20 protein-coding genes and 1 tRNA gene are annotated in these 26,141 nt (G+C 33.2%); 15 read left to right on the forward strand and 6 right to left on the reverse strand.

Translation table 11 applies throughout. The features are described from left to right. Positions 1-67: 67 nt before the first annotated feature. The 5 genes from MKO06_RS03765 to MKO06_RS03785 all read left to right on the forward strand — a co-directional run bounded on the left by MKO06_RS03765 (position 68) and on the right by MKO06_RS03785 (position 8,023). Positions 68-337, forward strand: coding sequence for a helix-turn-helix domain-containing protein (locus MKO06_RS03765; RefSeq protein ID WP_241551004.1), 270 nt, complete (start codon positions 68-70; stop codon positions 335-337). A gap of 289 nt (positions 338-626) precedes the next feature. Continuing rightward, positions 627-1,490 carry a BT4734/BF3469 family protein gene (locus tag MKO06_RS03770; RefSeq protein WP_241551005.1) on the forward strand — a complete coding sequence of 288 codons (864 nt, stop codon included), beginning with the start codon at positions 627-629 and terminating at the stop codon, positions 1,488-1,490. Continuing rightward, complete coding sequence (locus MKO06_RS03775; RefSeq protein WP_241551006.1) at positions 1,487-2,950, forward strand: DUF5906 domain-containing protein; 1,464 nt, start codon at positions 1,487-1,489, stop codon at positions 2,948-2,950. The genes MKO06_RS03770 and MKO06_RS03775 overlap by 4 nt, the downstream gene beginning before the upstream one ends. Before the next feature lie 387 nt (positions 2,951-3,337). Further along, the gene (locus MKO06_RS03780; protein ID WP_241551007.1) at positions 3,338-3,856 is read left to right on the forward strand and encodes a hypothetical protein; all 519 of its coding nucleotides are present in this window, start codon (positions 3,338-3,340) and stop codon (positions 3,854-3,856) included. Between the two features lie 804 nt (positions 3,857-4,660). Further along, positions 4,661-8,023 carry a TM0106 family RecB-like putative nuclease gene (locus tag MKO06_RS03785; protein WP_241551008.1) on the forward strand — a complete coding sequence of 1,121 codons (3,363 nt, stop codon included), beginning with the start codon at positions 4,661-4,663 and terminating at the stop codon, positions 8,021-8,023. A 105-nt stretch (positions 8,024-8,128) separates the two neighbouring features. Here the strand turns inward: MKO06_RS03785 and MKO06_RS03790 are convergent, their stop codons facing one another. Together MKO06_RS03790 and MKO06_RS03795 are read right to left on the reverse strand one after the other, a co-directional pair. Beyond that, on the reverse strand, positions 8,129-10,726 hold the full coding sequence (locus MKO06_RS03790; RefSeq protein WP_241551009.1) for a DEAD/DEAH box helicase: 2,598 nt from the start codon (positions 10,724-10,726) through the stop codon (positions 8,129-8,131). Positions 10,727-10,732: 6 nt separating this feature from the next. After that, positions 10,733-12,898 (reverse strand): site-specific DNA-methyltransferase, encoded by a 2,166-nt coding sequence (locus MKO06_RS03795; RefSeq protein ID WP_241551010.1) that lies wholly within the window; start codon positions 12,896-12,898, stop codon positions 10,733-10,735. Between the two features lie 669 nt (positions 12,899-13,567). Here MKO06_RS03795 and MKO06_RS03800 point away from each other — a divergent pair. The 3 genes from MKO06_RS03800 to MKO06_RS03810 all read left to right on the forward strand — a co-directional run bounded on the left by MKO06_RS03800 (position 13,568) and on the right by MKO06_RS03810 (position 15,888). Beyond that, positions 13,568-14,143, forward strand: coding sequence for a GIY-YIG nuclease family protein (locus MKO06_RS03800; RefSeq protein ID WP_241549331.1), 576 nt, complete (start codon positions 13,568-13,570; stop codon positions 14,141-14,143). A gap of 69 nt (positions 14,144-14,212) precedes the next feature. Beyond that, a complete protein-coding gene (locus MKO06_RS03805; RefSeq protein ID WP_241549332.1) occupies positions 14,213-14,629 on the forward strand; it encodes a LexA family protein in 417 nt (138 codons plus the stop codon). After that, entirely contained in the window at positions 14,629-15,888 is a 1,260-nt protein-coding gene (locus tag MKO06_RS03810) for a Y-family DNA polymerase (RefSeq protein ID WP_241549333.1), read from the forward strand. Before MKO06_RS03805 ends, MKO06_RS03810 begins: the two co-directional genes overlap by 1 nt. Positions 15,889-15,903: 15 nt before the next feature. Here the strand turns inward: MKO06_RS03810 and MKO06_RS03815 are convergent, their stop codons facing one another. Next, positions 15,904-16,809: a hypothetical protein gene (locus tag MKO06_RS03815; protein WP_241549334.1), complete on the reverse strand. Its 906-nt coding sequence runs from the start codon at positions 16,807-16,809 to the stop codon at positions 15,904-15,906. Positions 16,810-16,842: 33 nt separating this feature from the next. After that, complete coding sequence (locus MKO06_RS03820; protein ID WP_241549335.1) at positions 16,843-17,619, reverse strand: hypothetical protein; 777 nt, start codon at positions 17,617-17,619, stop codon at positions 16,843-16,845. Between the two features lie 568 nt (positions 17,620-18,187). Between MKO06_RS03820 and MKO06_RS03825 the strand changes: the two genes are divergently transcribed. The 7 genes from MKO06_RS03825 to MKO06_RS03855 all read left to right on the forward strand — a co-directional run bounded on the left by MKO06_RS03825 (position 18,188) and on the right by MKO06_RS03855 (position 24,726). Next, complete coding sequence (locus tag MKO06_RS03825; RefSeq protein ID WP_241549336.1) at positions 18,188-18,925, forward strand: HNH endonuclease; 738 nt, start codon at positions 18,188-18,190, stop codon at positions 18,923-18,925. A gap of 225 nt (positions 18,926-19,150) precedes the next feature. Continuing rightward, a complete protein-coding gene (locus MKO06_RS03830) occupies positions 19,151-19,849 on the forward strand; it encodes a hypothetical protein (protein WP_241549337.1) in 699 nt (232 codons plus the stop codon). Position 19,850: 1 nt separating this feature from the next. After that, positions 19,851-20,159 (forward strand): hypothetical protein, encoded by a 309-nt coding sequence (locus tag MKO06_RS03835; protein WP_241549338.1) that lies wholly within the window; start codon positions 19,851-19,853, stop codon positions 20,157-20,159. Between the two features lie 35 nt (positions 20,160-20,194). Then, positions 20,195-20,728 (forward strand): hypothetical protein, encoded by a 534-nt coding sequence (locus tag MKO06_RS03840; protein ID WP_241549339.1) that lies wholly within the window; start codon positions 20,195-20,197, stop codon positions 20,726-20,728. A 104-nt stretch (positions 20,729-20,832) separates the two neighbouring features. Continuing rightward, positions 20,833-23,415, forward strand: a complete 2,583-nt coding sequence (locus MKO06_RS03845; RefSeq protein WP_241549340.1) for a RecQ family ATP-dependent DNA helicase — start codon at positions 20,833-20,835, stop codon at positions 23,413-23,415. A gap of 116 nt (positions 23,416-23,531) precedes the next feature. After that, positions 23,532-24,224 carry a hypothetical protein gene (locus tag MKO06_RS03850; protein ID WP_241549341.1) on the forward strand — a complete coding sequence of 231 codons (693 nt, stop codon included), beginning with the start codon at positions 23,532-23,534 and terminating at the stop codon, positions 24,222-24,224. Continuing rightward, complete coding sequence (locus tag MKO06_RS03855; protein WP_241549342.1) at positions 24,202-24,726, forward strand: hypothetical protein; 525 nt, start codon at positions 24,202-24,204, stop codon at positions 24,724-24,726. Before MKO06_RS03850 ends, MKO06_RS03855 begins: the two co-directional genes overlap by 23 nt. A 141-nt stretch (positions 24,727-24,867) precedes the next feature. Here the strand turns inward: MKO06_RS03855 and MKO06_RS03860 are convergent. Next, positions 24,868-24,949: transfer RNA gene (locus tag MKO06_RS03860), tRNA-Leu, on the reverse strand. 112 nt (positions 24,950-25,061) lie between these two features. Next, entirely contained in the window at positions 25,062-26,027 is a 966-nt protein-coding gene (locus MKO06_RS03865; protein WP_241549343.1) for an NAD(P)-dependent alcohol dehydrogenase, read from the reverse strand. Positions 26,028-26,141: the final 114 nt, after the last annotated feature.

The raw sequence follows: 26,141 nt of genomic DNA on the forward strand, positions 1-26,141 counted from the left end.
TTTTGATATATCGTTAAAAGCTAGCGATACCTCGCGCAAGGATATTTTAAAAACAATATCAACAGTTATGTCAAAAGATATTTATTTACCGCAAAATGTTTCCGATCAACTTTACTTTCTGAAACCTATTTTAACCTTTGAAGAGGCCTGCAAATATGCAGGTTTATCAAAATCATACATGTATCAGCATACTTCAGCTGGCAATATACCTTTCTATAAACCTGAAGGCAGAAAAATTTACTTCAAAAGAATTGAGCTGGAGGAATGGATGCTTAGAAATCGACAATCATCGAATGCTGAAATAAAAAGCAAAGCTGCTAAACACTCCTTAACATAAAAAAACCCGGGAGGCTGCAACCTTCCGGGTTTATTATTTATAAACTCTTTCATAAGTTTTAAAGACATGATAAATATACAAAAAACTCATGGGCAAATTCCATTTGCCAAGCTTTTTCCTATACCTGGAAATGACTATAAGCCATTAAGTAAACTATCCTTTTCAAATACTTCGGTAGAGACCAAATTCAAAACTCTAATGGAACTCAGGTTTCCAACTCATTTAAATTCTGAAAATTCAACAAACGGAAATTTCAAATTTCAACCATTTACAACTAAAAACTTGAGGAATGGAAAGAGATAGAAATAACCCTAGGATAGATTTTGCAAACTTAACAGTTACATGGATTGCAAATTGTAAATCAAAAAATTCCGAACCTATCAAACTAATGGATTCCTTAACCAGAATTAGAGATGGTGCGAGTAAAAAATTAATTTCTAAAATTAGATTGGAACAGTCAGAAAAATCCAAGACAGCATTAAAACAAAAATTACCCGCTATTTGTTTTTCTGGAGTATTAGAGCAAAGGACAAAACTAAAATACTGCACAGGCTTTGCCTGTTTAGACTTTGATAAAGTGAATGACCTTTCAGAAACCTTGAAGATCTTAAAATCTTCAGTTTTCATATTTGCATGCTGGTTATCTCCTTCCGGAAACGGGATTAAAGCTCTTGTTAGAATTCCAGTAGTCAATTCAAAAAAAACCTACAAAGAATATTATAAAGCAATAATTCAATATTTCGAGCATCTGAATCCCGACAAATCGACTAGCGATATTAATAGACTTTGTTTTGAAAGTTATGATCCTAACTTATTTATGAATTTAAATGCTTCCCTTTTCACTGAAAAAATACACATAGCTGATAAAAAGTATGATCAAAATAGAAACTGGCACCAAAACCTACCGGAAAAAGTAATTATAGAAAGACTTTTTAAATGGTGGGAAAAAAAATATGAATTTACTCCAGGAAACAGAAACCGAAGTCTATTTGCACTTGCATGTGTTCTATCAAAATATGGAGTTAACAAAACAACAACTGAGGATCTATTTACACCATTCGAAGAAGTTGATTTTGACTGGAAGGAAATTCAAAATCTAATCGATTCAGCTTATAAGAGAACGGCTTTTAACAGTAAAAACTTTAGCATATGAATAGGGATTTAAGAGATAAAGTTCAAGCTAAGGTTTTCGATATTAAATACGGGGAAGCAGAACTTTTCTGGTATGAAGTTGAAAAGATAAAAAACGGAAGGCCTACAACGGAGTATATCGTTGAGCCTACAAAACTGAAACAGTTTATCGTTAATTCCGGATTTCGCCTTCATGAAGATAAGCTTGTTTATTTAAAAAACAATATTGTAGAAATTACGACCCCAGAAAAGATTTATAAGTTTTGCTACAACTACATTAGCCAATTTCAGGAAACCAACATCGAATCAGCTTTTATTAAACAGGGAACATCTTATTTAATAAAGAATAAAGGCATTGTAACTCTATTACCAGAATTAGGAATTCCCTTGGTAAGAGATTCAATTAACATCAGTTATAAATTTTATAAAAATGGTATTGTGAAAATTGAACTAAATAAACCCCTAGAATTAATAGAATATAAAGATGCCCCTGGATTTGTTTGGAAGGATTCAATTCAGAAAAGAAACATTCATCTGCATATAGCATCCAAGAAATTAGGAGATAAAGCAATGTTTGAAAAGTTCATCGAAAATTTATCAAATGATAGCAATCATTTTAATTCTATTTGTTCGGCATTAGGCTATGCCATACACACTTTTAAAGATGCCCGTAAACCAATATGCCTGATATTCAATGATGAAGTCCAAACTGATACTTCAAAACCGCAAGGTGGGACAGGGAAAGGTCTTATTGTAAAAGGAATTTCAGAAATTGTAGGCAAAGCCGCTTATAATGGTAAAAATTCTGATTTTACCAATAACAAATTTGCTTTCCAACATGTCTGTGATTCAACTGGAATAATATTGATCGATGATGCTCCCAGAAATTTCGCTTTTGAATCACTTTTTAGTGTGCTATCTGATGATCTTCCGGTAGAAGTAAAACATCAACCAGTTAGAATAGTTCCTTTTAAAAACAGTCCAAAATTCGTAATTACAACTAATTATACGATTAAAGGTGATTCGCCAAGTTATAAGCGAAGAAGGTTCGATATATTTTTAAGAAATCACTACAGCGATACTTTTCAGCCCAACGACGAATTTGATTGCGAGTTTTTTCATGGTTGGGATGAAGAGGAATGGAATTTATTTGATCACTTTATGTTTGAATGTCTAAAAACCTACCTGGATCAAGGATTAATCCCTTATAACAGCGAATCCTTACGTCTCAAAATGTTATGCAATGAAACTTCTGTGGATTTTTATGAATTGATGGAAGAACATTTTAACCATTTGGAAGTGAAGATGCTATATCAAACTGTTAGAAATAAATTAATTAAGGAATATGGGAGCGATTATAAATATATCGATAATAATAAAAACCTAATAATAGATTGGATAAGCAGATATGCAGAATTCAAAGGTTATCAGATAGCAAAAAAACGAGCAAATAAAGGCAACACATTCATTTTCTCTAAATAATTTTCCATAAGTGCAGGAAAAAAACATTTAGTGTATCAAAATTTCGCCTATGATAGCAGTAATAACAGGGATCGTGTAGATAGTGTAGTCTTTTATGAAAAAGTAGCTATCATTTAATTATTTATTATATAGTAAATAAAAGTTCGATTTACCTACATTACCTACACTCCTAATTCAAATTCATTGGTTCTAGTTCTGATCATATTAACCATCAATTTGATCAAATAGACTTCATCTCTTTTTTCTTTGGCAAAACTAGCCAGGTCATTTCAACAAGCGGCATAAATCACGAGGTTTTTTATACGCTTTTAATGAAATGAACTGGCTTTTCTGTTATGCACGAAAAAAGAAATTTTGAAAGTCTAATTAATTCAAAACTTAAATTTTATGAAAGATCAGAATTCTACAAAACAATTGACCAATCAAGAAATCATGGAGCTAATTATGAATGACATAGAGCGAATTGATATCGGGAGATTTGACTTCATTTTTATCCCTAATAAATCCGATTTCACTAAAGCAATGACAGCTTCAATTATAGAAACCTGTAAGAAACTCAACTTAAGAGTTGTACAAGAAGTTGAAATCGAAATGCCAGACTATTTACAAAAAATGCATAAAAGAAAATCCCGATTTGGAGTAGTAGACTTCATTATCATTAATCCAAACGGAAAAGATATAACCATCGAATTAGATAGTTCCAACAAGTTATATAGTTACAAAAAATTAGAGGTTGCACAAGATCTTGGCAACGAAGCTTTCTGGATAGTATGGAAAAGAAATACTTCTGGTAAGCCTTATCGTTCTTCTTATAAGGATGATCATAGTGCCAAGAATATTAAATTAGGATTTGTAAATAAAGGTGTAAATATCATTAGACATACCTTCCATCCTACTATTAAATAATAAATAGGTATGATGCTCTTTCATTATAGAAGGAGCTTTTCCTTCACTACCGTCTAATTTATAATTATTTCATCCCATGAAACAAAAAGAAATTTATATCGATCCAAGTCTCAATTTAGAAACTCAAAAGATGGTTGAAATGTATTTTTCAATTAAAACCGTTAGTAGCATTGAAGGTTTTATTTATTCAGAAGAAGAATTTCTGAATAAGTATAAAAACACCTATTCGTTTAATGAGTTCAGAAATGCAGAATTCTATGCTGTTTATGAAGTAAATGAATGTAGGACCTGCCGACATTCATTTCAAATAATGGTACGTAATAGGAAAGAACTCTACGATTTCCTACAGACTGGTAACCTGCTATGTAATTGCTGTAAAATCTATCAATTCAATATTGCAAATACCCTAGGATTCAATTTTAGTTAATAAAACTAAGTAAATGTTGAGAAATTAAGCCCCTCTTTTATAGAGCCTTTGGAAAAATCCACTAATTTTAGGCAATACATATCTCAATTTTCTAAACACTAAAATTATGGGAATAAAGCCAGGTCCTAAAAGGATTGCTAAATCAACTGGGAAACCAGACAGGCGTCAACGTGATAATAAGAAAGTTCCAGGCAATACACCATCTTTAAAACCTCATAAGCATAAGAAAGGGGACTAAATACAATAATAAGTGTAAGTCTAAAATCGGTCAAAGCACCTCCATAATTCAGCATGTTAACTCAATCGTAAGTATTGAGTAAATGAATTATATCAATCAGCAATATTTCTGAAAACTTACCAATCTTCGATTTTTCTCTATGAAATACAAAAACAATCAGATTATTTACAGCCCTACGGATCTATCCTCTCATAGCAGTTGTAATCACCTCTCCAATTTAAACATATTGAATGTAAGAGGTGAAATTGCAGACCCGGAAGTATACACAAACCGTGTAATGTTAATGCTTAGAGAAAAGGGTGAGGAGTTTGAAGAGAATCACCTGCGAGAAATGAAGGAGCAAGGAAAGACTGTTTCTGAAATTAAAACTGATGATCCACATGCAGAACAGCATACAATTGATGCTATGAAAGCAGGTATTGAGGTTATTTACCAGGCAAGACTGAAAGAAGATGGTAAATGGAGTGGATGGGCAGATTTTTTAAAGAAGGTTAATAAACCAAGTAATTTAGGAAATTGGTCCTACGAAGTTTGGGACACCAAGCTGGCGAATGAAACAAAGGCAGGCACTATACTCCAAATTGGTCTATATTCAGAACGTTTAGCTCACATACAAGGATTATCTCCCGAATTTATGGGGGTTATAAAGCCAGAAGGCGAAGAACGCTACCGCTATGATGAACATGCTGCATATATTAGGCTTGTCAAAAGGAATCTGGAAGAAGCTATTGCTAATAATCAAGCTACCTACCCCGAACCGACCAGTCATTGTGATGTCTGTAGATGGTGGAAGCATTGCAATGCTATTAGACGAAGAGATGACCATTTGACCTTCGTTGCTGGAATTAGTAAATCCCAAATAAAGGAACTCAGTCTGCATGATGTTTCCACCTTAGAAAAATTAGCAGCTCTTGATCTACCTATTCCTTTTGATCCTTCTAAAGGTGTTAAGGAGACTTACAACAAACTTCGTGAACAGGCTCGTTTACAAAATACAAGCAGAAAAAATAATTATGAGCCTATTTATGAAACTTTAGAGATTGAGGATGACAAAGGATTGAACAAATTGCCAGAACCTTCACCAAATGATATCTATTTAGATTTTGAAGGTGACAGGATGGTTGAACCTGATGGTCTCGAGTATATGATTGGTTATGTGCATAATGGTAAATACCGCGCCTTATGGGCTAAAAATGAAAAGGAAGAAAAAAAGATTTTTGAGCAGTTCATTGACTTTGCCTCTAAGCTGAAGAAAGAAGATCCCTCACTACACATATATCATTATGCACCTTATGAGGTCACAGCTTTGAAACGATTGATGGGTAAATATGCTTCTCGCGAAAATGAAATCGACACCTTTTTAAGGTCAAATACATTTATAGATCTTTATAATATTGTGAGGCAATCTTTAATAGCAAGTGTAGAAAAATACTCGATTAAAGATTTGGAAGTTTTTTTTGGCTACGAGCGCCAAATGGATTTGCGGGAGCTCTCCTCTCAAAAATCACAACTGGAGTTACTTTTACAAACTGGTAATTTTGAGAAAATAACAATGCCTACAAAGAACGCAGTCCAACTGTATAATCAAGATGACTGCGAATCATTGGTTCGCCTTCAGGCATGGTTAGAGATTATTCGCACAAGGCTGATTGAAGAAGGTGAGAACATTACGAGACCTGAAGAAGTCAATGGTGAAGCCAGTGATAAAATCACTGAACATCAAGAGCGAATTAAGCCAATTATGGACGCTTTACTTGAAAATGTGCCTCCAATTAAGGCTGAACGAAGTGAAGTTGAGCAGGCTAATTATATTTTGGCGCATATGCTTGATTGGTATCGCAGAGAGAATAAGTCTTTCTGGTGGGAGTTTTTCCGTTTAAAAGAACTTCCTGAAGATGAACTTCTTGAAGAACGGAAAGCAATTTCTTTCCTCGAATATACAGGTAATCGAGTACCCGAAAAAAGAAGTTTTGTGGATACGTACAAATTTCCACCTCAAGAATGTGATTTGCGTGCAGGTAATAATTTAGAGGATCAAGAAAACAATAAGTTAGGTACCATTCATGAGATTGACCTTGATGAAAACATTCTTACAATTAAAAAAGGACCATCTAAACTGGACCTGCCACACCCAACTTCAGTTATGAGTTTGGAAAATGTCAATTCCAAAACCAAAGAAGAAGCTATTATTAGGTTAGCGGAATGGGTAGTAGCTAATGGTATGGATAGCGATAATGAAACATACAAAGCAGCAAGACAATTACTCATGAATGCTGCTCCGAGTTTATCAGAGGAAAGGGTTAAAAAAGGAGATACTTTGCAGCAGACCCTTGACTTTGCATCCAAACTAAATAAAAGCTATTTACCAGTTCAAGGCCCACCTGGTGCGGGCAAAAGTTTTACCGGCAGTCACCTTATCGTTCGTTTGGTTAAGCAAGGAAAGAAAATAGGCATTACCGCCCTTAGCCATAAGGTTATTACCAATTTGCTAAATAAAATTTGGGAAGTAGCTCAGGAGGAAGGTTTAAAAATTTCAATATTACAAAAAACTGAGCCAGATCCAGAAAACGATTCTCCCTGGACAATTAGTAGAGATGAAAATACGATTCAAGCGGCCATAGGCAAGGTTGACATTATTGCAGGAACATCATTTATGTGGAGTAAACAACCTTACGAAGGTATCGTAGATTATCTTTTTGTAGATGAAGCCGGACAGTTATCCTTAATTGATACTCTTTCAGTTTCTCACTGCTGTTCAAACCTAGTACTTTTGGGTGATCCACAACAATTGAAGCAACCACAGCAAGGCGTACATCCAGATGGCACTGAAATCTCGGCTTTGGAACACGTATTACAGGATGACAAAACCATTTCTGATGATCGAGGCATTTTTCTGGCAGAAACTTGGCGCATGCATTCTTCCATCAATAATTTCGTTTCTGAACTTTTCTATGAAAATAAATTACGATCAAAGGATCATCTTGAACAGCAGCAGATAATTAATTCAAAATATGCTGGAGCTGGATTGTATCTCGAAGAGATCGAACATACCGGAAATACCAACTCTTCTGTCGAAGAGGTTGATATAGTAGTGAAGATCGTAAAACATCTTACATCTGACAATGTAGAATTCATAGATGAAAAGGGTAAAAAAGCAATTTTAACGGCCAATGAGATTAAAATTATCACCCCCTACAACGCCCAAGTTCAAGCTATTAAGCAACATTTACCGAATTTAGAGGTTGGTACCGTTGATAAGTTCCAGGGCCAAGAAGCTCCTGTAATAATATATTCAGTGGCAACCTCTAGCCTGGAAGAAGCTCCAAGAGGTATGGACTTTCTATTTAGTCCAAACCGATTCAATGTTGCCGTGTCTAGAGCTCGTACATGTTTTATTATGGTGGCAAGCCCGGCAATTTTTAAAGCAGAATGCAAAAGCCCACTACAGATAAAATTGGCGAATGCTTTTTGTAGGTATAAGGAAATTGCGCATACACCCTAATCATATAATTATAATAAAAAAAGGGTTACGATTTTGACTGGATAAAATAGAAACGAAATACTTCTGAAGACCTTAATTTTTTCAAATCAGTTGCAATTTAAAATACTAATAGTCACTACCATACTCTCCCTCAAATAAAATCTTTACGCTTTCTGTATTTTTTACTGCTGTCTGTATTTCAGGATTCATGATGTCTAAATATCTAAGTTTATCATCGATTTTGGTAATAGCCTCTATTCTACGAAAGTTCTTCCCATATTTCTTTGCGAAAGAGACAAGTCCCAACAACTTGGGTAAAGCATCACTTAAGTGGTGGCTATGAGGGTCTATAATATCAGCTACCACTGAATTATCATTATTCCTAGCAAAGAAAATGAAATCTGGACGCATTATGCTGAATTTTTCATCCTGTATATAACTTATTCCCAAGGAGTCCTGAGTAGCATTGCTAGGATTACGGTACCATCCTAAATTCCCTGGCCGACTCAATTCTTTATTTAAGACGTCTTGTTCCCAACTATTGAGATGACAAGGAAAGAAACCGCTATTATCACTCATCAGATGCTTTTGAAATGTTGTGAGCTTTATTTCCTTTTCATTTTCCAATAAAATTGTTGGTACCATCCACTCAATTGGTTTTTCAAGATTAAAGTCCATAGGTTCTTTACTCCAGCTCTTTAATATTCTATATGCATCTCGCCTTTCATCTTTTAGATTCTTAATTTCTACCCTATAATCATTCAACCATTTTTTTGAAATTTTATCAGCCTCCGACTCCAAATACTCTTGAATTTCATTTACTAAACCCAAGGAAGCAATCTCAATTCGAGCCTCAAATAATGCTTCTTCAAAATCTTCTTCATCTTTATTTAAATGCGCTAAATACTCGGCATATGTTTTGGCAAGATCTGGGCTAATTATTCTTGCTGTATTTCTATACGCATTATTTATAACTTCGAAATCTGCGTTTTCTATATAATCATTAAAGGATTTTTCCTGCTCATTTAAATCCGTAACTAATGAATTTACCTTTACTTCCAAAACTTGTTTTTTGGAAGTTTCTAATTCCTTCGAAAATCTTGTTCTAGCAGCATCTAAAATAATATGCAATTCTGAATGTGCCTTTTTTCCTGCATCTTCTAGTATTTTGTCTGTAGCAAGCTCTTGAGCTAAGGCAGTCAGCCTCTTTACAGGTTTAGAATGTGTTTTAGGTAGTTCTTGTGATGGAAGATTTTCAAATAACTCCCAAATTTCTTGAGGAATAAGATCATTTGGATTAACTTCAATAGGTTTAATTAATACTCTCCTTCCAGGGATTCCTCCCGAACCATCATCCGTTCCACCATTCATAAGGGTGTCTGCTACGATCTCAACCGTTTTTCTGTCAAATGCAGGAAGCAAACATTCTACAGCATTTAATCTATCATTGCCAGGTATTCTTCTTGCGAGAGGGGTCCTAACCATTCTTCCCAATAATTGAGTAATATGAGTTTTATCCTTTGCGGGTCTAAATGACACCATAACCTCTGCTCTAGGACAGTCCCAACCCGTACTTATAGCATCTTTTGCTATCAATATTCTTATGTTTGAGGTTTCTTGAACTCTTTGAGGAGCAATGTACTCAACTTTATGGGCACCAAAAGTCTGAACAGTATGTTCACCAAAAACATGCGCTACTGACTTGACATCAATCTCCTCCCACTCCTTAAAAACTGTATCCAACGCCCTGCCAACGTCATCTTTATTAGGATTATTAGGTACTTGTATTACCATTAACGGAACTACTAAATTATCCTCTCCTTGATTCCTTGAATATTCCTGCCATGCTTCAGTAATTTCCTTTAACTTTTTAGCCCCCCTTCTTACTAATACGTTATCTACTTGTCCAGTATTATCAGGAAAATCTAAAATTATAGTATCTTTCAAAAGACCAGAATTCTGAACCTTTTCAGAATCTACAATTACATTTGGTAATGTGGATCGATTTTTTGCATCTTCTACTGCATTATTGAATCGCTCCACTGTTGCAGAAATACCCCAAACAATTGGAATAGGAGGTACGTCTCCAGATCCATTAATTAAATTTTTAACTATTGTAGATTTTTCTTTTTTAACCGCATCTGACCTCTTTCCCATTCCTCTATGCGCTTCATCTAAAAGAAGATATAGAGTACGTTTTTCATCTTGAATAGTATTTTTTATTGTATCCCAAATTGTAAAAGCCCTATTATCAGGACGAATATCTGGATAAAGAGGAAGCTGATCAGAATCAGTATTTTCTGAATCAACATGCCCTCTAGTAAGTAAACTTGTTTTACTTAGTTTTTGAGTATTAAGAAAATATATTTTTCCTGGTTGAAATTTTTCTTGATTAAATGAATTTTCAACTACTACCAGATCGGAATAATCTAATTTGTCAGAAGCTTCTAATAAGCGAAATCTAGATTGCTCATTTAAGGATGGATCATCACTAAACCATATTACTGTGGCCGTGGGGTCCAATTCAAAATTAAAATTGTCATCCCCGTAAAATAAAGCCTCAAAAACAGCAGCTGCCATGACTGTTTTACCTGCTCCTGTGGTTGCTGTAAGGGAAAAAGCATGAATATCGCCATCTTCCTTCCATCTTTTCGATGCTTTCCAAAGTCGCTCTAAACTATTCCCAACAGCTTCTTCTTGATAATCTTTTAAAGTAAATTTCATATATTTTTATTCACTCGTAAATTGAAAATTTTTCAAATAAGATTCATAAAGTCTAATAGCTTCAACCCCATCTGGTAATTGTCGAACAATCGCTTGAAATCGCCTATCATCATTTGTAACGATAAATACCATTTTGATTTTTGGTCGATTTTTTAGGGATAGAATAAAATCGGCGTTTTTATCAAGGTCCACCAGTAAAGCATAATTACCGAGTATTTCCCAACCTTTCTCAGGAAGTTTATCTATTCTCATGCCTTGGCTACCAGCTCGCATCCATAATAATGGTGCAATTTGCTGATAAGCCAAATTGTGATGAATTGCAATTGGTGTATGATATGTCAATGTAAAGAACTCTACATTTTCGGAAAACCCTTTTGAAAAAGGAAATTCATCATAAAATTTATATTCGCCACTTATTTTTTTCCCTTCTGGAGTTTTTCCAGTAAGAGCAGCCTTAATTCTTGGTTTAGTTATATATTCACATATTCCCAGATCCTCCCATTCCTTATCGCCAGGCCTTAAACCTTTATTTTTAAGAATAATTTGTTCTTCAGCGGAAACCTCATTATTGGTTATAGAAATACATTGGCGAGCTCCGTCATCCAGACGGTTAAGACGCATAACAGCGTGAGCCGTGGTACCAGAACCTGCAAAAAAGTCTAGAATTATTGCATTAGGATTATCTCTAACAAAAAATTTTAGAGTATCCTCAACAGCATATAATGATTTTGGGTAGGGAAATGTTCTTCCAGGAATAAATTTTTTTATTAGTGAAGACCCGTGTTCAGTCGCACTATGAGCTTTAGTCATCCATAAGGTTCTTGGTCTACCAACAACTGAATCTTTATCGGAATATTCAACTATTATACCACCATACTTATCTTTTCCTGATATAATCAATCCGCCTTCTTTCAGTTGTTTCCTTTGTCCTTCCATTAAATAATTAAAGGTAATCTTGCCTGATTTTTTATTTATCGAACTGATTTTTAAATGACCATTACTTAGCAATTTTCTAAATGAATTCTGATTTAATTGCCAACGGCCATCTGAGCCATCACTTCTAATCGGCCAAACGGCATCTAAACCTTTAGGAATATCCACCTCTGATTTATCTATCCCTAATGGAACAGGGTCTCCAGCATCGATTATAGTTTTTGTTCCTCTATCTACCAATACTGGATAAAATTTCAAATGAGAATCTTCTCTTTGTGCTTCACTTCCACTTCTTAGTAATGAAGCCCATCTTACCTTTTTTATTTTTTTGCTCTCTCCCTCAGCTTCGTTTTCATCGTTATCTTTCGAGTTTGAAACACAAAGTCCGGGAATTAAAACATCATTAACAGTTTGTTTTCCGAAATAAACAAAATATATATATTCATCAACCCGATAAAATTCTTTACCTCGAGCAGAACCTTTTGGATTGATCATAGAACTTACCATCTGAATTCTTTGTCCTGGAAATAGTTGTTCTAAAAGCATCCCTAACCTAAGATATTCTTTTTCATCGATTGTAACAATTAAAACACTTTTATCTGGGTTTAGTAAGTCCTTTGCTTGTTCTAACCTTCTCTCCATGAAGGCGAGCCACTTACTATGCCTATAATTATCATCGGCTTCAACATAATTATTATTATACTTCCAATCCCTTGATCCTGTATTATAAGGAGGATCGATATAAATTACATCTATCTTACCCTTATGGGTGAAATTTAAAGCTTTAAGAGCGTGAAAATTTTCACCATTAATAACCGTATGATATGGTTTATCTTTATTCCTTTCTAATCTACCGGTTGAAACTAATCCAGGATAAATATAATCCTGAAACTCTGCAACAACAATTAAATTGTCTATATCCTTTTCTAATGTTTTCGCTTCTAAATCATCTAATAATTTAATAGAAGCTACTTTTTTCTTACCCGTTTTAAAGATTTCTTTTACCAACCATAAACGTTGATCACCTTTTTTTAGGCTTTTACGCTCAGGAAGTATTCTTACCTTATCACCCTTTTTAATTTTTCGATTTGGCAATTCAACGTTTTCTGGTTTATGCCTCTCGAAATTTAATCCGAATTGCCTTCTTGCGGAAATGACTTTAAACTCCTCCATCAACTCCTTCCCAAGCTTAGGATCCTTAAATTTTATTCTATCGATTAATTCTGTTAACCTTGACATTCTATAGTAATTTCAAACATTTATAAAACCGACCAACGGTCTAGCTTAAAATAGCTTAATTGTGATAAAAGATAGAACCATTTTTATCTCTATTATTTTATAATTGCTATATCTTTCCATTTTATAATTAAATCTCCACTCACTAAGTTTTCGTTTTCCCCCTACGAGATGGAAAAACTGAGACCTGAGAAAATAAATCTTGAGTATGAAGTTCAAAAGTGTCGGGAATTTGGTTTTCAAAGTAATTTTCTATTACTTTTTCGAACTTTAAATATGTTTTATTCCAACCCTTATACGTAACGATTAATCCGCAAAAGACCAATATTGGTTGTTGAATATGAGTTAAATCCCTACCATTACATCTTGTTTCATCGATGAAAAAAAAATGCATAAATTAAATTTATTTTAATAAAAATAAGGTCAAATAATAAGATCTTTTATCTCCAGCCTAACCAAAATTAAAATTAACTAATACTTTTAGATATTTTTTCTAATAGAAATAGAGTTATCAACAATGAATTAGTTTATTCGAAAATAAAATTTGAAGATTCTAACAGAATTTTTATCGTTAGGTGGAGTGAAAATCTCTATCGAAAAATGCGCGGCTAATAATATGAATTATTCCTGATACTTAAATCACTATATTTCAACAATATAAATTGAAATAAAATGGTTACTCAGGGAAAAATAAAGGATAGGTATAGCGATGAGAATTGGCAAGTTTATGTTGCTAAATTAGAAGAAGAAAAATTTTATGTAGGTATTGCTATTGACCCAAACATACGTATGCTTAGCCATATTAAACAAGGTAAAAATGCCTCTTCTTGGTGCAAAAAATATAAGCCAATTGAAATAGTTGAGACATTCGATACAGGTTATAAATGGATGAAAGATGCTATGCTTCTTGAGGATTTAACAACCCTAAAATATTTAAAGAAGTATGGTCCGGAAAATGTTCGAGGTGGAAAATACCTGGGTAGTCTAGAACAGGTAAAAAGATCCTTTAGAGTCCACTCGAAAAAAAAATATATTTCATTCTCCCATCAACTTCTGGAAGATTACAACCTTCCATTTAGCGAACTAAGAGATCTAGATCTCTATGATTTTATCTGTGATTCAAAGAGACGACCTTACATATCAAATTTATTAATGCTTAGTAATATAGCAGGAGTTTCAAAAGAACAAATGATTAAAAGGTTACAAGAGGCGAAGGAAAAGTTTGAATCTTTTAAAAAAAACTCCTGAACCTTCTATAGCCATAAATAGGATAACATCCTATTTTTTGGAAAATTTCCATTTTCATACTTTTGAAATATGGGAGTTATATTAAATTTGGTCATTCCGGGAAGATTACAATTACCTTTCGTAGGAGCAATTACCGCAGGTTTTCCTTCCCCTGCAGATGACCACCTGGATAAATCCATAGATCTTAACTCTGAAATTATTAAAGATCGAGACGCGACCTTCTTTGGGAGAGTTGAAGGTGATTCAATGACCGGAGCGGGGATAGAACATGGAGATCTTTTAGTTATCAATAAAGGATTGGAACCGAGGAATGGTAAAATAGCTGTTTGCTTTATTGATGGGGAATTTACTGTAAAGCGCATCAAAATTGAGAAGGATGTAATCTGGTTAATTGCTGAGAATCAGAAATACCAACCTATAAAGGTTACGGCAGAAAATGACTTCCTGATCTGGGGAATAGTTACTAACGTAATCAAGTATGTGTAATGTACGCACTGGTAGACTGCAATAATTTTTATGCTTCCTGTGAAAGGGTTTTCAATCCCTCTCTGGAAAATAAACCGGTCGTGGTTCTTTCTAATAACGATGGATGTGTCATTGCTCGAAGTAACGAAGCTAAAGCTCTGGATATACCCATGGGTGCTCCGGCATTTCAGTTTGAAAAGCTATTTCAAAAGAATAATGTTTATGTCTTTAGCTCAAACTATGCTCTCTATGGTGATATGAGTAGAAGAGTGATGAACATACTTTCCAGGTTCACCCCGGATATTGAGATCTATTCTATCGACGAAGCCTTTCTGTTGCTTAAAGGCTTTGAGGAGCATTTTGATCTTTATTCTTATGGCAAAGGAATGATCAAAGCTGTTCGTATTAAAACTGGTATTCCAATTAGTATTGGAATCGCACCCACTAAAGCCCTGGCAAAAGTTGCCAATAAAATTGCCAAGAAATTTGCGGATCGAACAGGTGGAGTTCATATTATCGATGATCCAGAAAAAACAAGGAAAGCTTTATTGTGGACGAAGATTGGTGATGTTTGGGGTATCGGGCGACAGTACGAAAAAAGATTATTAGCTCTCAATATCAAAAATGCTCAGCAGTTTGTAGAATTACAGGATGAATATGTGCGAAAGGAATTTTCAGTTGTCGGCCTTCGATTGAAGAGAGATTTATCAGGACTAACCACTTTGTCATTAGAGGCAACTCCTGTTAAAAAGAATATTGCTGTCACCAGGGCTTTTGAAAAAATGTACAGCGATTATGCAGAATTGAAAGAACGCGTTTCGACTTACGCCATTAAAATTGGGGAGAAACTCAGACGGCAGGATAGCAATTGTTCTCTACTCCAAGTATTCTTGCTTACAAATCCATTTAGGAATGATCTTAAGCAGTATCGAGCAAGTATATCAGTATATACACCTTTTCCGACTAATTCGAGTATTACATTAGTTAAAACAGCCTTAACAGGTCTTGAAATGATCTATAAAGAAGGTTTCCAATATAAGAAGGCTGGGATCATCGCCATGAAACTTACCCCGGCAACACAAAAACAGTTCAAATTATTCTCAGAAGAAAATCCCAAGCACGAACAATTGATGAAAATTGTTGATCAATTAAACTTTAGGGAAAATGGGAAAGTGAAATTTGGAGGTCAGGATCTTGGACGAACGTGGAAGATTAGGCAGGAAAAACTTTCCAATAGATATAGTACTCGCTTAAACGAACTAATTATTGTAAAGACATAGAGAACTTATTAGCTGTTATTTTTCACTAATCCGATTATATACACCAAATATTTCTTTAGACTCTAAATCAATATAAATTTGAGCCCCGTTATCACCAAGGGTAGAATCTATGATTGAAACATCATTTCCATCGAGATCAATGAACCTCGTTGTATCGTAAGACCAATTTGGAACCCAAATTAAGAAATACTTTTTCATATTTTTATCGAAACCATATAGATTACCTTTAAACACATTATATAAAATAAAATTATCATTTTCAGCAACCTTCTCTTCGGAATCTAGAGGAATATCTTTTTTATATTTGAAGATGACTTTTATCTCGTCTTTGAATATTTCCTCATAGATATTCTTATTATCTATTTTCCAATGATCCTGTAAGCTTAATTCCCCACTAGGTTTATAAACATAGTCTGATATTTCTACGTTCTTCTCTAAAATATTTAAAATTTCTATATTAGTTATTTCTTCAAGATTAGAAAAACCATAGTTGGAATACTTAAAATCAGACCACCAATATTCAAGAGAATAGAATTTATTTTCGTCTAAACTATATGCGTTAAAGTAATAAGATCCATTCCCACTAGAGCCGCCTGCAGATAAGGAACCAAAGTAAATAACCTGATTATCGTAGGAAAGGTTCTCTATTTGTCCCTGAAAATTCGGGATAGTAAGTGTATCCTTCAAAATCCAGCTTCCTCCAAATTGTTTATAAGCAAATGCAGTACATTCACCCCAGGTTTCCTGGTTACAAGATAAACCAAAAAGTACTCTGCCAGAATCTGATTGTGCATTGATTGAATAACTTATATCTTCCAAAGTTAACTTTTTCAGCAATTCGATGTCTACATTATTATTTGTCTGAGAAAATCCAATTATCCAACTTAAAGAGAAAACAAAAATTGATAGTATTCTAAACATTCTGCAGATTTTAAAATAATTTAGTCCCTAAATTTAATGGGAAACACTCATGTAATATTCGTTTCCATTTTTATCTCGACCTATTAGTTCCCCTTTATCAACCCATTCAGTTTCTATCTCAATTTCGTTTCCATAGGAATCAGTTATTATACCCTCTCCATATTTACCTGAAGTTTCAACTGTTCCATGAACATCGTCATCATTAGCATCAGATCCCTCCACATCATAAGTATAAACTTTTCGGCTATTGTATCTTTGGATAGGTTCATAATATTCTACGAATTTATCTGTAGCTTTTCTCTTTAGTTTCCGGTCTTTATATTCATCTAAGTCTAAAGACTCCTTTTTTTGAGCTATGTATTCTGGTTCGGCTACATAATAATTATAAGCATTCCACCCACTAAAAATTATGACAAGCAGAAATACAAACTTCTTTAAGTCTTTTAACTTGGTAAAGAGTAAAATCACGAAAAGAACTCCTAGTCCAATTGTAAAATAAAATAGAGTTTCAGGATTAGACAGATCAAATCCGGAATTATACACATAGGAAAAAGGATCCGCATACAATGGCCTGTTATTTAAAACTGAAGATTTTCCAAAGTTCTCTATTGCTAAAGCTGTATTTTTAAATGAATCAAAGTACTCTTGGGAATTGTCCAATAAGCTTATTTGGTAATATAGTCCTTCCTTACTATTTACGTTTGACAAAAAATGATCAACTTGATTATCAATTATTTCTTTGTCATTTGAGTACTGCTCTTGAAGATTATTTAATTCTTCAATTCTGAAAAAGACTTTTGGGTGTCCCATTATTAAATATTATAGCCCGTTTGATTTCCTGGAGCAATATAACTGTTTCATCTATAATTCCCACTAATAACTAAATCATCAATTTCAAATTCCATTTTTTAGTGATCCAAAAAAACTGAAAATCTTCTTAGTGTTATGGAAGTTGCAAGTTGTATTTTCGTGGGACGAAAATGAAGGTAAATTACAAATTGCAAGATGTGTTTTCGTGGGACGAAACTTATCTTTTCATTTCAGTGTTATGGAAATTGCAAGATGTTCTTTAGTCGGACTAAAGCAATCTTTTAACTGAGTAAAATGAGAACTGCAAGTTGTATTTTAGTAATACTAAAATGAAAACTTGCTTCTCCAGATACTCCATAATCTGAAAAATTTTCGCAACTCAATTTTATAATAATAATGTATTCCTACAATATTATAAAGCAATATTATTTCAATACAATAATATTATAAAGTTATAATGTAATATTCTATTATTACTACATTAAAATAATATAGTATTAATTTATCGAATAAGGTTTTCTTATATATGAATATATTTGGTTGGATCTAACCTGTCATCCACAAGCTAATGAAACTTATAAATAGCCCTAAACAACTTGAAGAAAATCTAGAAACAATTGAATTCTATTTAACCGAAGGATCTAATTTTGAAAATGACACCACAATAGATCTTCTTCGTGCTGGTGTTTGTTTTGTAGCTTACGAAATTGAAAAAGAATTAAGGTTCGCACCAAGCAGATTTGTCGGCTATAAAAACAATAATTTAGACAAACATTTGAATTCAGATAAAGATGGACGAGATACAAATGTCGTCATTGAAAAAATACTAGAACAGAAGCTCAGTTCGAATGAAAACCTCGAAAAAGCATTTCTAAACTATTGCCAAGATCTCGGGGTTGAACCATATAAAAAGAAAAGAAAATATTGGAAATTCCATTTATCCAGGGAATTTAAAGTAAATGCTGAATTGGGTGGTGAATTTCCTGAAGGAAAAATTGTTGAAAGAAGACATAAATTTCGTGAACGCAATTCAAAAGTAATTCAAGTCGCTAAACAGAACTTTAAGGCCAAACATGGTCGCTTATTTTGTCAAGTTTGTGAATTTGATTTTGAAAAGGAATACGGAGATGTCGGAGTGGACTTTATAGAAGCTCACCACACAATTCCAGTTAGAGCAATGAAAGCTGGCCACAAAACAAAAACTGAGGATATTGCAATGCTTTGCGCTAATTGTCATAGAATGGTGCATAAGAAAAGACCTTGGCTAAGAATGGAGGATCTCAATAAATTGATAAAAAAAACTTGAGAATGATGGTAATTCGTAATAAATAGCCAATACCGTTAGAAAGAAAATAATTAACTTGGCCAATAATCCAGGTCTAAAGTAACAATTCAGCATACCCTACTCCGCTAATTTCCATTTGACTAGGTCGTATCTAAAAGTATTCAAAATTTAAAAACATCATATATGGGATTCATTTGAGCCGTTTCAAAATTGAAACCCCCTTTACTAACTAAATAAGTTCATAGTATGACAATTAAAGAAGAAATGTTATCTGTTTTATTTGATGAAAAAACTTTAAAGAAAGTCAAATCACAATTCAAATCAGGAAATGAGAAGTCTCCTGTAGACAACCCAGATATGACATTTAGATTATTTAAAACGGAATTTGGGACGATTAATTTAGAGCTACTTTGTAGTGATAAAACTGGCATGTATTTTAAACCAATAGGTTTTTATAGCTTTATTAAAAGAGGCTTTTTAAACCCTGATAAATTTACTATAACAGTTTTAAATGAATTTAAAGAAGAGTATAAATCTTTAAACTTGAAAACACCGAATAAATTCGAAGTCGAATTTATGGATTTGAAGGAAAGTGCAGTAATAGCAGCCTTCTCAAGAGAAACAGTGGAGAAAGTTGAGGAAATGTATCAATTAAAAGCTAAAGGGCTCCCTCAATCAATAATTGACCAAATTGGACCTTATCCACACTTACATGCTATGCAATTCGATAAGTCTTTAAATTCGAATGGACTTGACATCGATTTATTATTTTCCATGGATAGTGTTCCCCAATGCTTTTTGGATGATAAATATAATGTTCAAGGAGCTTTTGGAGTTTACCTACGAGATAATAATGGTTATGATTTAAGACCAACTGTAGAGCACAAAAATAATTTCGATAAATTTTATAAAATGGGATTGTTATCCGTCTTTAATGGATTTTAATATGAAAAAACAAACATTTAACTCCAGCGAATTAGGTATGCTTTCTAATGCCTATTTGAAAGAACTTTTTCCCTTACCTAAAAGAGGTGAACTTCTTTCTAAATGTGAAAATTCTGATTGTACATTGCTATTTGAGATAAATTACCATAAAAAACTATATTCAGTAATTGTAGAAAAATTTAATGAAGGTCAATTTGCAAGAAGCAATGCTGAAATCGAATGGAATAATCTAATGACTAAAATTGGTTCTGCACAAATAACAGAAGCTCAAGGTGAAGATTATGATATTTATTGGTTATCAAAAAATTGATTCAGATAGATAATTTAAAACTTGAATAATTAACGTTGGACATTGCCACCCAAGCGATTGATTTATTAAATAATTGGATTAAAAAGGATAAGGTACTATTAATAGCCAAAATAGAATTTTGGCTATTGAAGTATTATCATCCCTATCGAGAAATCATAATGCTTAAATCCATAGAAAATGGTGAAGAGTGTTTCAAATTGCCTGATGAAATAAAGCCTAAGCCAGAAGAAAGATTCCTGGATTTATATCTTGAATTCGAAAAATTATGTTCTCTGCATAGATTCGAAAATTATTTTGAGCAAGAATTATCACATTATAGAGAAATCGTACAATCACGTGAAGAATTAAAGAAATGGTTGTTAAAAAATGAAAAATATGGCGAGGATATTTTAGGTTCATTTAATCTTGACTATTTAGATTACGATAAACAAGTAAATCATTTAAACATATTTGTTCCTTCATCTAAAAAGTTAGAAATCTTTGTGAAAAGATCAGAATTTGCTAATACAGTTAAATTCTTAGAAATATTTGAATATTTATATTGGGAAAAGGAATTACACAAAAATTAGAACTAAGAATTACTTCAGTTTACTACGGAAATATCTCATTCAAAGTATGATGCTAGATTTCATAGTTTTAAAAAATAATCTCAGCCTAGAATGGATTTAATAAAATGATGAAAAATTATTCTGCTAATTATTCTTACACAAACCATAATTTTGTTATTCAAAATCTAGATGGCCCGAGAAAAGAATCGCAATTTCTACCTGCGATTCTCATCATAAAAAACTTAATTCAAAGAGGAAAGCCCACCTTAATGAGCCAATACTTACAGAGTATATATGGTTCAATACACAAAGACAAAAACCAATTTAAAAAACCATTTGTTTTAATTAATAATTCAAGCTTAAAATGGAATAATACCATTAAAGGAGATGAAAAGAATAATTACTTTCCTGCAAGAACATTTTTAGAACAAAGAATTAATGAAGACCTATCAGATTATGAGTTTATTAAACAACTTATAATTCCGGAAATTGAAATTAATCAAATCACTCAAAAGAATGATGAGAATTTCAAACATCAATGCGTAGATTTTTTCCTACCACAGGCGAATTTGGTAATTGAAATAGATGGGCAGCAGCATAAGGAGGAAGTGGGTAGAGTTGTAGATACTATAAGAGACGATCATCTTTCACTTTCAAAAATTGAAACGGTCAGAATCAACACAATAGATCTGGAGGAAAGAAATGAAATCTATTTTGAAAAAATAGCTCAGATAAAACACCAACTCGAAAAATACTCTAGGTTTTTAAATCTCTACAAGACAAATTTTAATCTCCATTACTCCGAGATTCCAGAGAGAATTAAAAAGACGAAATTATTTCCCACAGCTATTATTCGTTTCCAGGTTTTCATCCTTGAATTACTCGAAAACGGCAGAATAAGTCTCGATGATGAGAAATGGATATTTGAAATTAAAAACCGAGATATTAATGGCTATGAAAACCATTCAATAGAAGATCTTTTTGAATGGTTTCATCACTTATTGAAACTCCAAAAAATCAAATTCGAAGAACCCAAATTTGAAATTAAGAATGTTCAAAGCTTCAGTAGTGAAGATTGTGTAAAATTAGATTTTAGTCTTCTGCAGCGTTGGACGGACGAAAATTCGCTGAATGAAGATATTATTTATGTAAGAACTGATTATTTAGACCTATATCATAATCGAAATAAAAACAAACTAGATAGGGTAAATTATTTTAGACTCAGTACTTCTACTAAGTTCAATTACAAACTCGTTTTTAATGAAGAATCCGATGATTTAGAAAATTTGGAGTTTTTTCTTAAAAATATATTTGAATATGATAAATTCAATAATGGTCAGATTTCAATAATTCAAAACATATTAGAAAACAATACAACAATTGGTTTGCTACCAACGGGTGGAGGAAAGTCATTGACTTATCAGCTTGCTTGTTTTTTACAACCATGCATAAGCTTCGTAGTGTGCCCAATTAAATCTCTAATGTATGACCAAATCAAAGATCTTGATCAAGCCTATATCCAAAATATTGAATCAATAAATAGTGATGTTACGGGTCCTGAAAGGACAGAAATACTAGATAACTATAGTAACGGAAAATACTTTTTCGTTTTCATCTCACCAGAACGATTTCAAACCAAAGATTTCAGAGAAAGATTAACATCAATAAATTCCCAGTTAAATTTTTCATATGCTGTAATTGATGAAGTTCATTGTTTATCAGAATGGGGACACGACTTCAGAACTTCTTATCTAAATTTATCAAATACGATAAAAAAATATTGCCCTACCATAAACTTTTTAGGATTAACTGCTACTGCTTCGGTTAATGTACTTAAAGACATTCAATTAGAATTTAATACAGATCAAAAAAATATAAAAACCTTAACTGATTATACTCGACCAGAATTAGAGTTTATAGTAATCAATGATAATGGTAATAAATATAATGAGGTTCTATCTATAATAGATTACCACGACCAAAATGACCAAATTTTTGACTCAGATTCCGAAAACCCTAAAAGTGGCTTAATATTCACACCATTTGTAAATGGCTTAAATGGCTGTTTTGATCTATCGCAAAAGCTTACTACTAATTTTAATAGACCAATTAAGTTCTATTCTGGCTCTAAACCAAAAAATTATAAGAGCGACTTAGATTTTGAAAATTATAAAGTAAAGGTCCAGGACGAATTCAAACAAAATAAATTCCCTTTACTGGCAGCTACCAAAGCATTTGGTATGGGAATCAATAAAAAAAATATATGCTTTACTGTACATTATGGGATGCCCGCTTCGATGGAGTCTCTTTACCAAGAAGCAGGAAGAGCTGGAAGAGATAGAAATGATGCAAAATGCTATGTTTTGCTAACTGAGGAAAACCCAGAAACGGACGTTGAAACCATTTTTAATCCAGACTCGACCTATGAAGATATTCAAAAATTAACAGATAAAGTAAAGTGGGATGGTCAAGATGTTTTTCGCCAAATTTTTTTATATCAAAACGGGTTAGAATCGATTTCAAAAGAATTAAAACTTATAACACTCCTACATAATACATATTCAGAGCCAGGAAACACCAAAGTTGTTTATGCTCGAAAATTAGCATCAAATAAAGCGAAAGTTGAAAAGGCTATTTATCGTCTATCTAATTTAGGCATCATATCAGATTGGACTGTTGATGATTTTTTTAATGGGGTTTTACAGTGACGTATCGAAATTTCACGGAAGAAGGTATAAAATTAACCCTACTCAAATTTATTAAAAAATACGTCGATGATTTTGAATTTGACTACCATCCTGACAGAGTAAAATACACCAGTATTTTGAACGATGTCGATCTTTCTAAATTCGAGCGTCTAGCAAAAATATTACTACAATGGTCTTATGATAAGTTTGGAACAAACAGAAGAGAGTCATTGAAAAATGTCTATGAAAATTGTTTAAAATATGATGATACGATTGAAGGAAAAGAGTCCTTCAAGAAATCTTTGGAAGCATATTTCAAGTTCACAGACTCAACATATATTTTACAACATATTGCCGAAAACAATAATAAGGATATTTCAAAATGGTTTGAGGTTTTCTATGATGAACACAACAACTTTATAAACAATGATTCTTTAATTGACTTAAAAGGTAACTTACAACGGTTTATTGAGAGTTTTCAATCTAACACAGGTTTAAATCTGATAAAAGGATTAACCAGTTTACTATTAAAAGAATCATTGAATCAAATTGAAGAACAAAGGTTTTCAAAAGCATTCGAGGTTATTTCAAAATATGAGGTATCACAATTTGATTATGTTATCGATCAAATACTAGAATTATCAAAAAAGATTAACAATAACGGGAAATCTATTTTATTGAATCTCTTGTATAAGTATAGTAAAACAGAAGAAGAAAAAATAAGATTTGCAAAAGAATTAGGAGACACAGAAACTATACTCATTCATTATAATAAGAGACTTAAAATAATTAATAAAAATATGGAATATGGATTTAGAAAAATTGGATAACGTGGTAACCGAATTGGAGCATAACTCCAACCAGTTAAAAGATTTTACAACCGTTTATTCTGAAATAAGCGCACTTCAATCCAATATTAGTCAAAATCTTGAGCTAATAGAAGAGAATAATAATAATTTAAACTCTGTAAGTGAAGTTATAAAAAAGCAAACCGCAAAAAACACTGAACAGCTGGAGGTTACCAATAACTTTCTTAAAGAGAAAATTGCAGAGATTTATAAAGACAATAAATCTTTTCAAAAGGATCTTGATTCAACAATTATTACCAGACTTGAGAAACATAAATCTGATATTCAAGTTGAAATAAGAAATGAGGGAACTCAAATACAAAGAGCATTTCAAAATAGTCTTGATTCCAATTTTAACTTAATGGAAAATAAAATCAAAGAACGTTTTGAAATACAATCTAAAGAATTGAAAACATTGAGAATTCTAAACATTGTTTTAGTCTTAATCGGTATAGGTTTAGTAATTGGTTTGTTTGTTAAATAGCAAATTTGAATTTAGAATATTAAAGCGGATAAAGCTTTAAAAGCGAAATAAACCAGTCTATAAAAAATAGTTTTCGTTACTATTTTGTTACTCTAAAAACAGAAAACCCTTACAAACATTGAGCTTATAAGGGTTTTTAAGTACTCGAGGTGGGAATCGAACCCACACTCCCGAAAGAACTGGATTTTGAATCCAGCGCGTCTACCAATTCCGCCACTCGAGCTTATGGACGGCAAAAATATAAAAAATTTGGTTCAGAAAAATGAAAAGAAAAGTTTTTCTCATAACTACAGATAATGCCTGGATTCTTAGCGCCGATCTAACCTACCCGTTTTTCAATCTTTGACCCTCAAAATTACGTTCCCGATCTTCTGGCCGGTCATCACATATGAAAATGCCTCCTTCACATCTTGGAGGTCAAAACTTCTATCGATTAAAGGACGGAAATCTCCACTTTTTAAAAGCCCGCAGATCAATTTTAAACTAGCTGTTGTGTTCTGTGGCAACGGAAACCTAACCTTTTTTCCTTCAGAAAATGTTGTGGTAATAGCGAGGAAAGGATTCTGGGAGTAAGGGCCCAATTCAGAAGAAATATAGATCCCGTCGTCAACCAGTAGCCGTTTACATTTTCCGAAGTCACTCTTCCCAACTGCGTCAAACACATAATCGAACTTCTCGTTGTCCTGAACAAAATCATCGATTTTATAATCTATTAGTCTTTCTACACCAAGATCCTTTAATTTATCCAGCTGCCCGGTGGGCCCTGTTGCAACCACTTTAAGCCCGAAGAATTTGAGCAATTGTATCAAAGCCGACCCAATTGCACCGGTACCGCCATTGACCAGGGCCTTTTCACCGGCTCTTAATTTCACCTTGTTGATAAAGTTTATGGCATAATGAGCTCCTTCGGCCGAAGCCACAGCTTCCTCAAATGAAATACCTTCAGGTATCTTGGTGATGGCCTTTTTAACCGGAATACTTGTGAATTCGGCCATACTTGAAAGCCCATTATCATCAAAACCAAACACCCGGTCACCTGACCTGAAATCACTAACATTCTTTCCTACCTCAACAATCTCACCCGCAAAATCGGTACCTGGAATTCTTTTAACAGGAGCCGTTATACCCGTAAAGATTCGTACCACATAAGGTTTCCCGGTAAGATTAGCACAATCCGTTCGGTTGACGGTAGTAGCAAAAACTTTTACAAGAATCTCGTTGTCCCCGGCAACAGGCCTTTCAATCTCTTCAATAGTAAGAACTTCGGGAAGACCATATTGGGAGCGAACCGCTGCTTTCATAAAGCATTTAATTAATAGAACCAAGTACCAGAACAGGCAATGCCCTAAATATCACCCTATGAATGTAATCAAATTAACTGAATATAAGCCACTTACCACCAATGTTTGCCCGGA

The organism is Christiangramia oceanisediminis, assembly GCF_022570735.2.
GTDB lineage: Bacteria > Bacteroidota > Bacteroidia > Flavobacteriales > Flavobacteriaceae > Christiangramia > Christiangramia oceanisediminis.

What these genes read in the sequence shown, in the direction of transcription:
- MKO06_RS03865 (WP_241549343.1), bottom strand. Translation starts at nt 26,027, where the DNA reads ATGAAAGCAGCGGTTCGCTCCCAATATGGTCTTCCCGAAGTTCTTACT.
- MKO06_RS03815 (WP_241549334.1), bottom strand. Translation starts at nt 16,809, where the DNA reads ATGTTTAGAATACTATCAATTTTTGTTTTCTCTTTAAGTTGGATAATT.
- MKO06_RS03770 (WP_241551005.1), top strand. Translation starts at nt 627, where the DNA reads ATGGAAAGAGATAGAAATAACCCTAGGATAGATTTTGCAAACTTAACA.
- MKO06_RS03810 (WP_241549333.1), top strand. Translation starts at nt 14,629, where the DNA reads ATGTACGCACTGGTAGACTGCAATAATTTTTATGCTTCCTGTGAAAGG.
- MKO06_RS03855 (WP_241549342.1), top strand. Translation starts at nt 24,202, where the DNA reads ATGGATTTAGAAAAATTGGATAACGTGGTAACCGAATTGGAGCATAAC.
- MKO06_RS03765 (WP_241551004.1), top strand. Translation starts at nt 68, where the DNA reads ATGTCAAAAGATATTTATTTACCGCAAAATGTTTCCGATCAACTTTAC.
- MKO06_RS03825 (WP_241549336.1), top strand. Translation starts at nt 18,188, where the DNA reads ATGAAACTTATAAATAGCCCTAAACAACTTGAAGAAAATCTAGAAACA.
- MKO06_RS03835 (WP_241549338.1), top strand. Translation starts at nt 19,851, where the DNA reads ATGAAAAAACAAACATTTAACTCCAGCGAATTAGGTATGCTTTCTAAT.
- MKO06_RS03785 (WP_241551008.1), top strand. Translation starts at nt 4,661, where the DNA reads ATGAAATACAAAAACAATCAGATTATTTACAGCCCTACGGATCTATCC.
- MKO06_RS03845 (WP_241549340.1), top strand. Translation starts at nt 20,833, where the DNA reads ATGATGAAAAATTATTCTGCTAATTATTCTTACACAAACCATAATTTT.
- MKO06_RS03775 (WP_241551006.1), top strand. Translation starts at nt 1,487, where the DNA reads ATGAATAGGGATTTAAGAGATAAAGTTCAAGCTAAGGTTTTCGATATT.
- MKO06_RS03780 (WP_241551007.1), top strand. Translation starts at nt 3,338, where the DNA reads ATGAAAGATCAGAATTCTACAAAACAATTGACCAATCAAGAAATCATG.
- MKO06_RS03830 (WP_241549337.1), top strand. Translation starts at nt 19,151, where the DNA reads ATGACAATTAAAGAAGAAATGTTATCTGTTTTATTTGATGAAAAAACT.
- MKO06_RS03820 (WP_241549335.1), bottom strand. Translation starts at nt 17,619, where the DNA reads ATGGGACACCCAAAAGTCTTTTTCAGAATTGAAGAATTAAATAATCTT.
- MKO06_RS03795 (WP_241551010.1), bottom strand. Translation starts at nt 12,898, where the DNA reads ATGTCAAGGTTAACAGAATTAATCGATAGAATAAAATTTAAGGATCCT.
- MKO06_RS03800 (WP_241549331.1), top strand. Translation starts at nt 13,568, where the DNA reads ATGGTTACTCAGGGAAAAATAAAGGATAGGTATAGCGATGAGAATTGG.
- MKO06_RS03790 (WP_241551009.1), bottom strand. Translation starts at nt 10,726, where the DNA reads ATGAAATTTACTTTAAAAGATTATCAAGAAGAAGCTGTTGGGAATAGT.
- MKO06_RS03805 (WP_241549332.1), top strand. Translation starts at nt 14,213, where the DNA reads ATGGGAGTTATATTAAATTTGGTCATTCCGGGAAGATTACAATTACCT.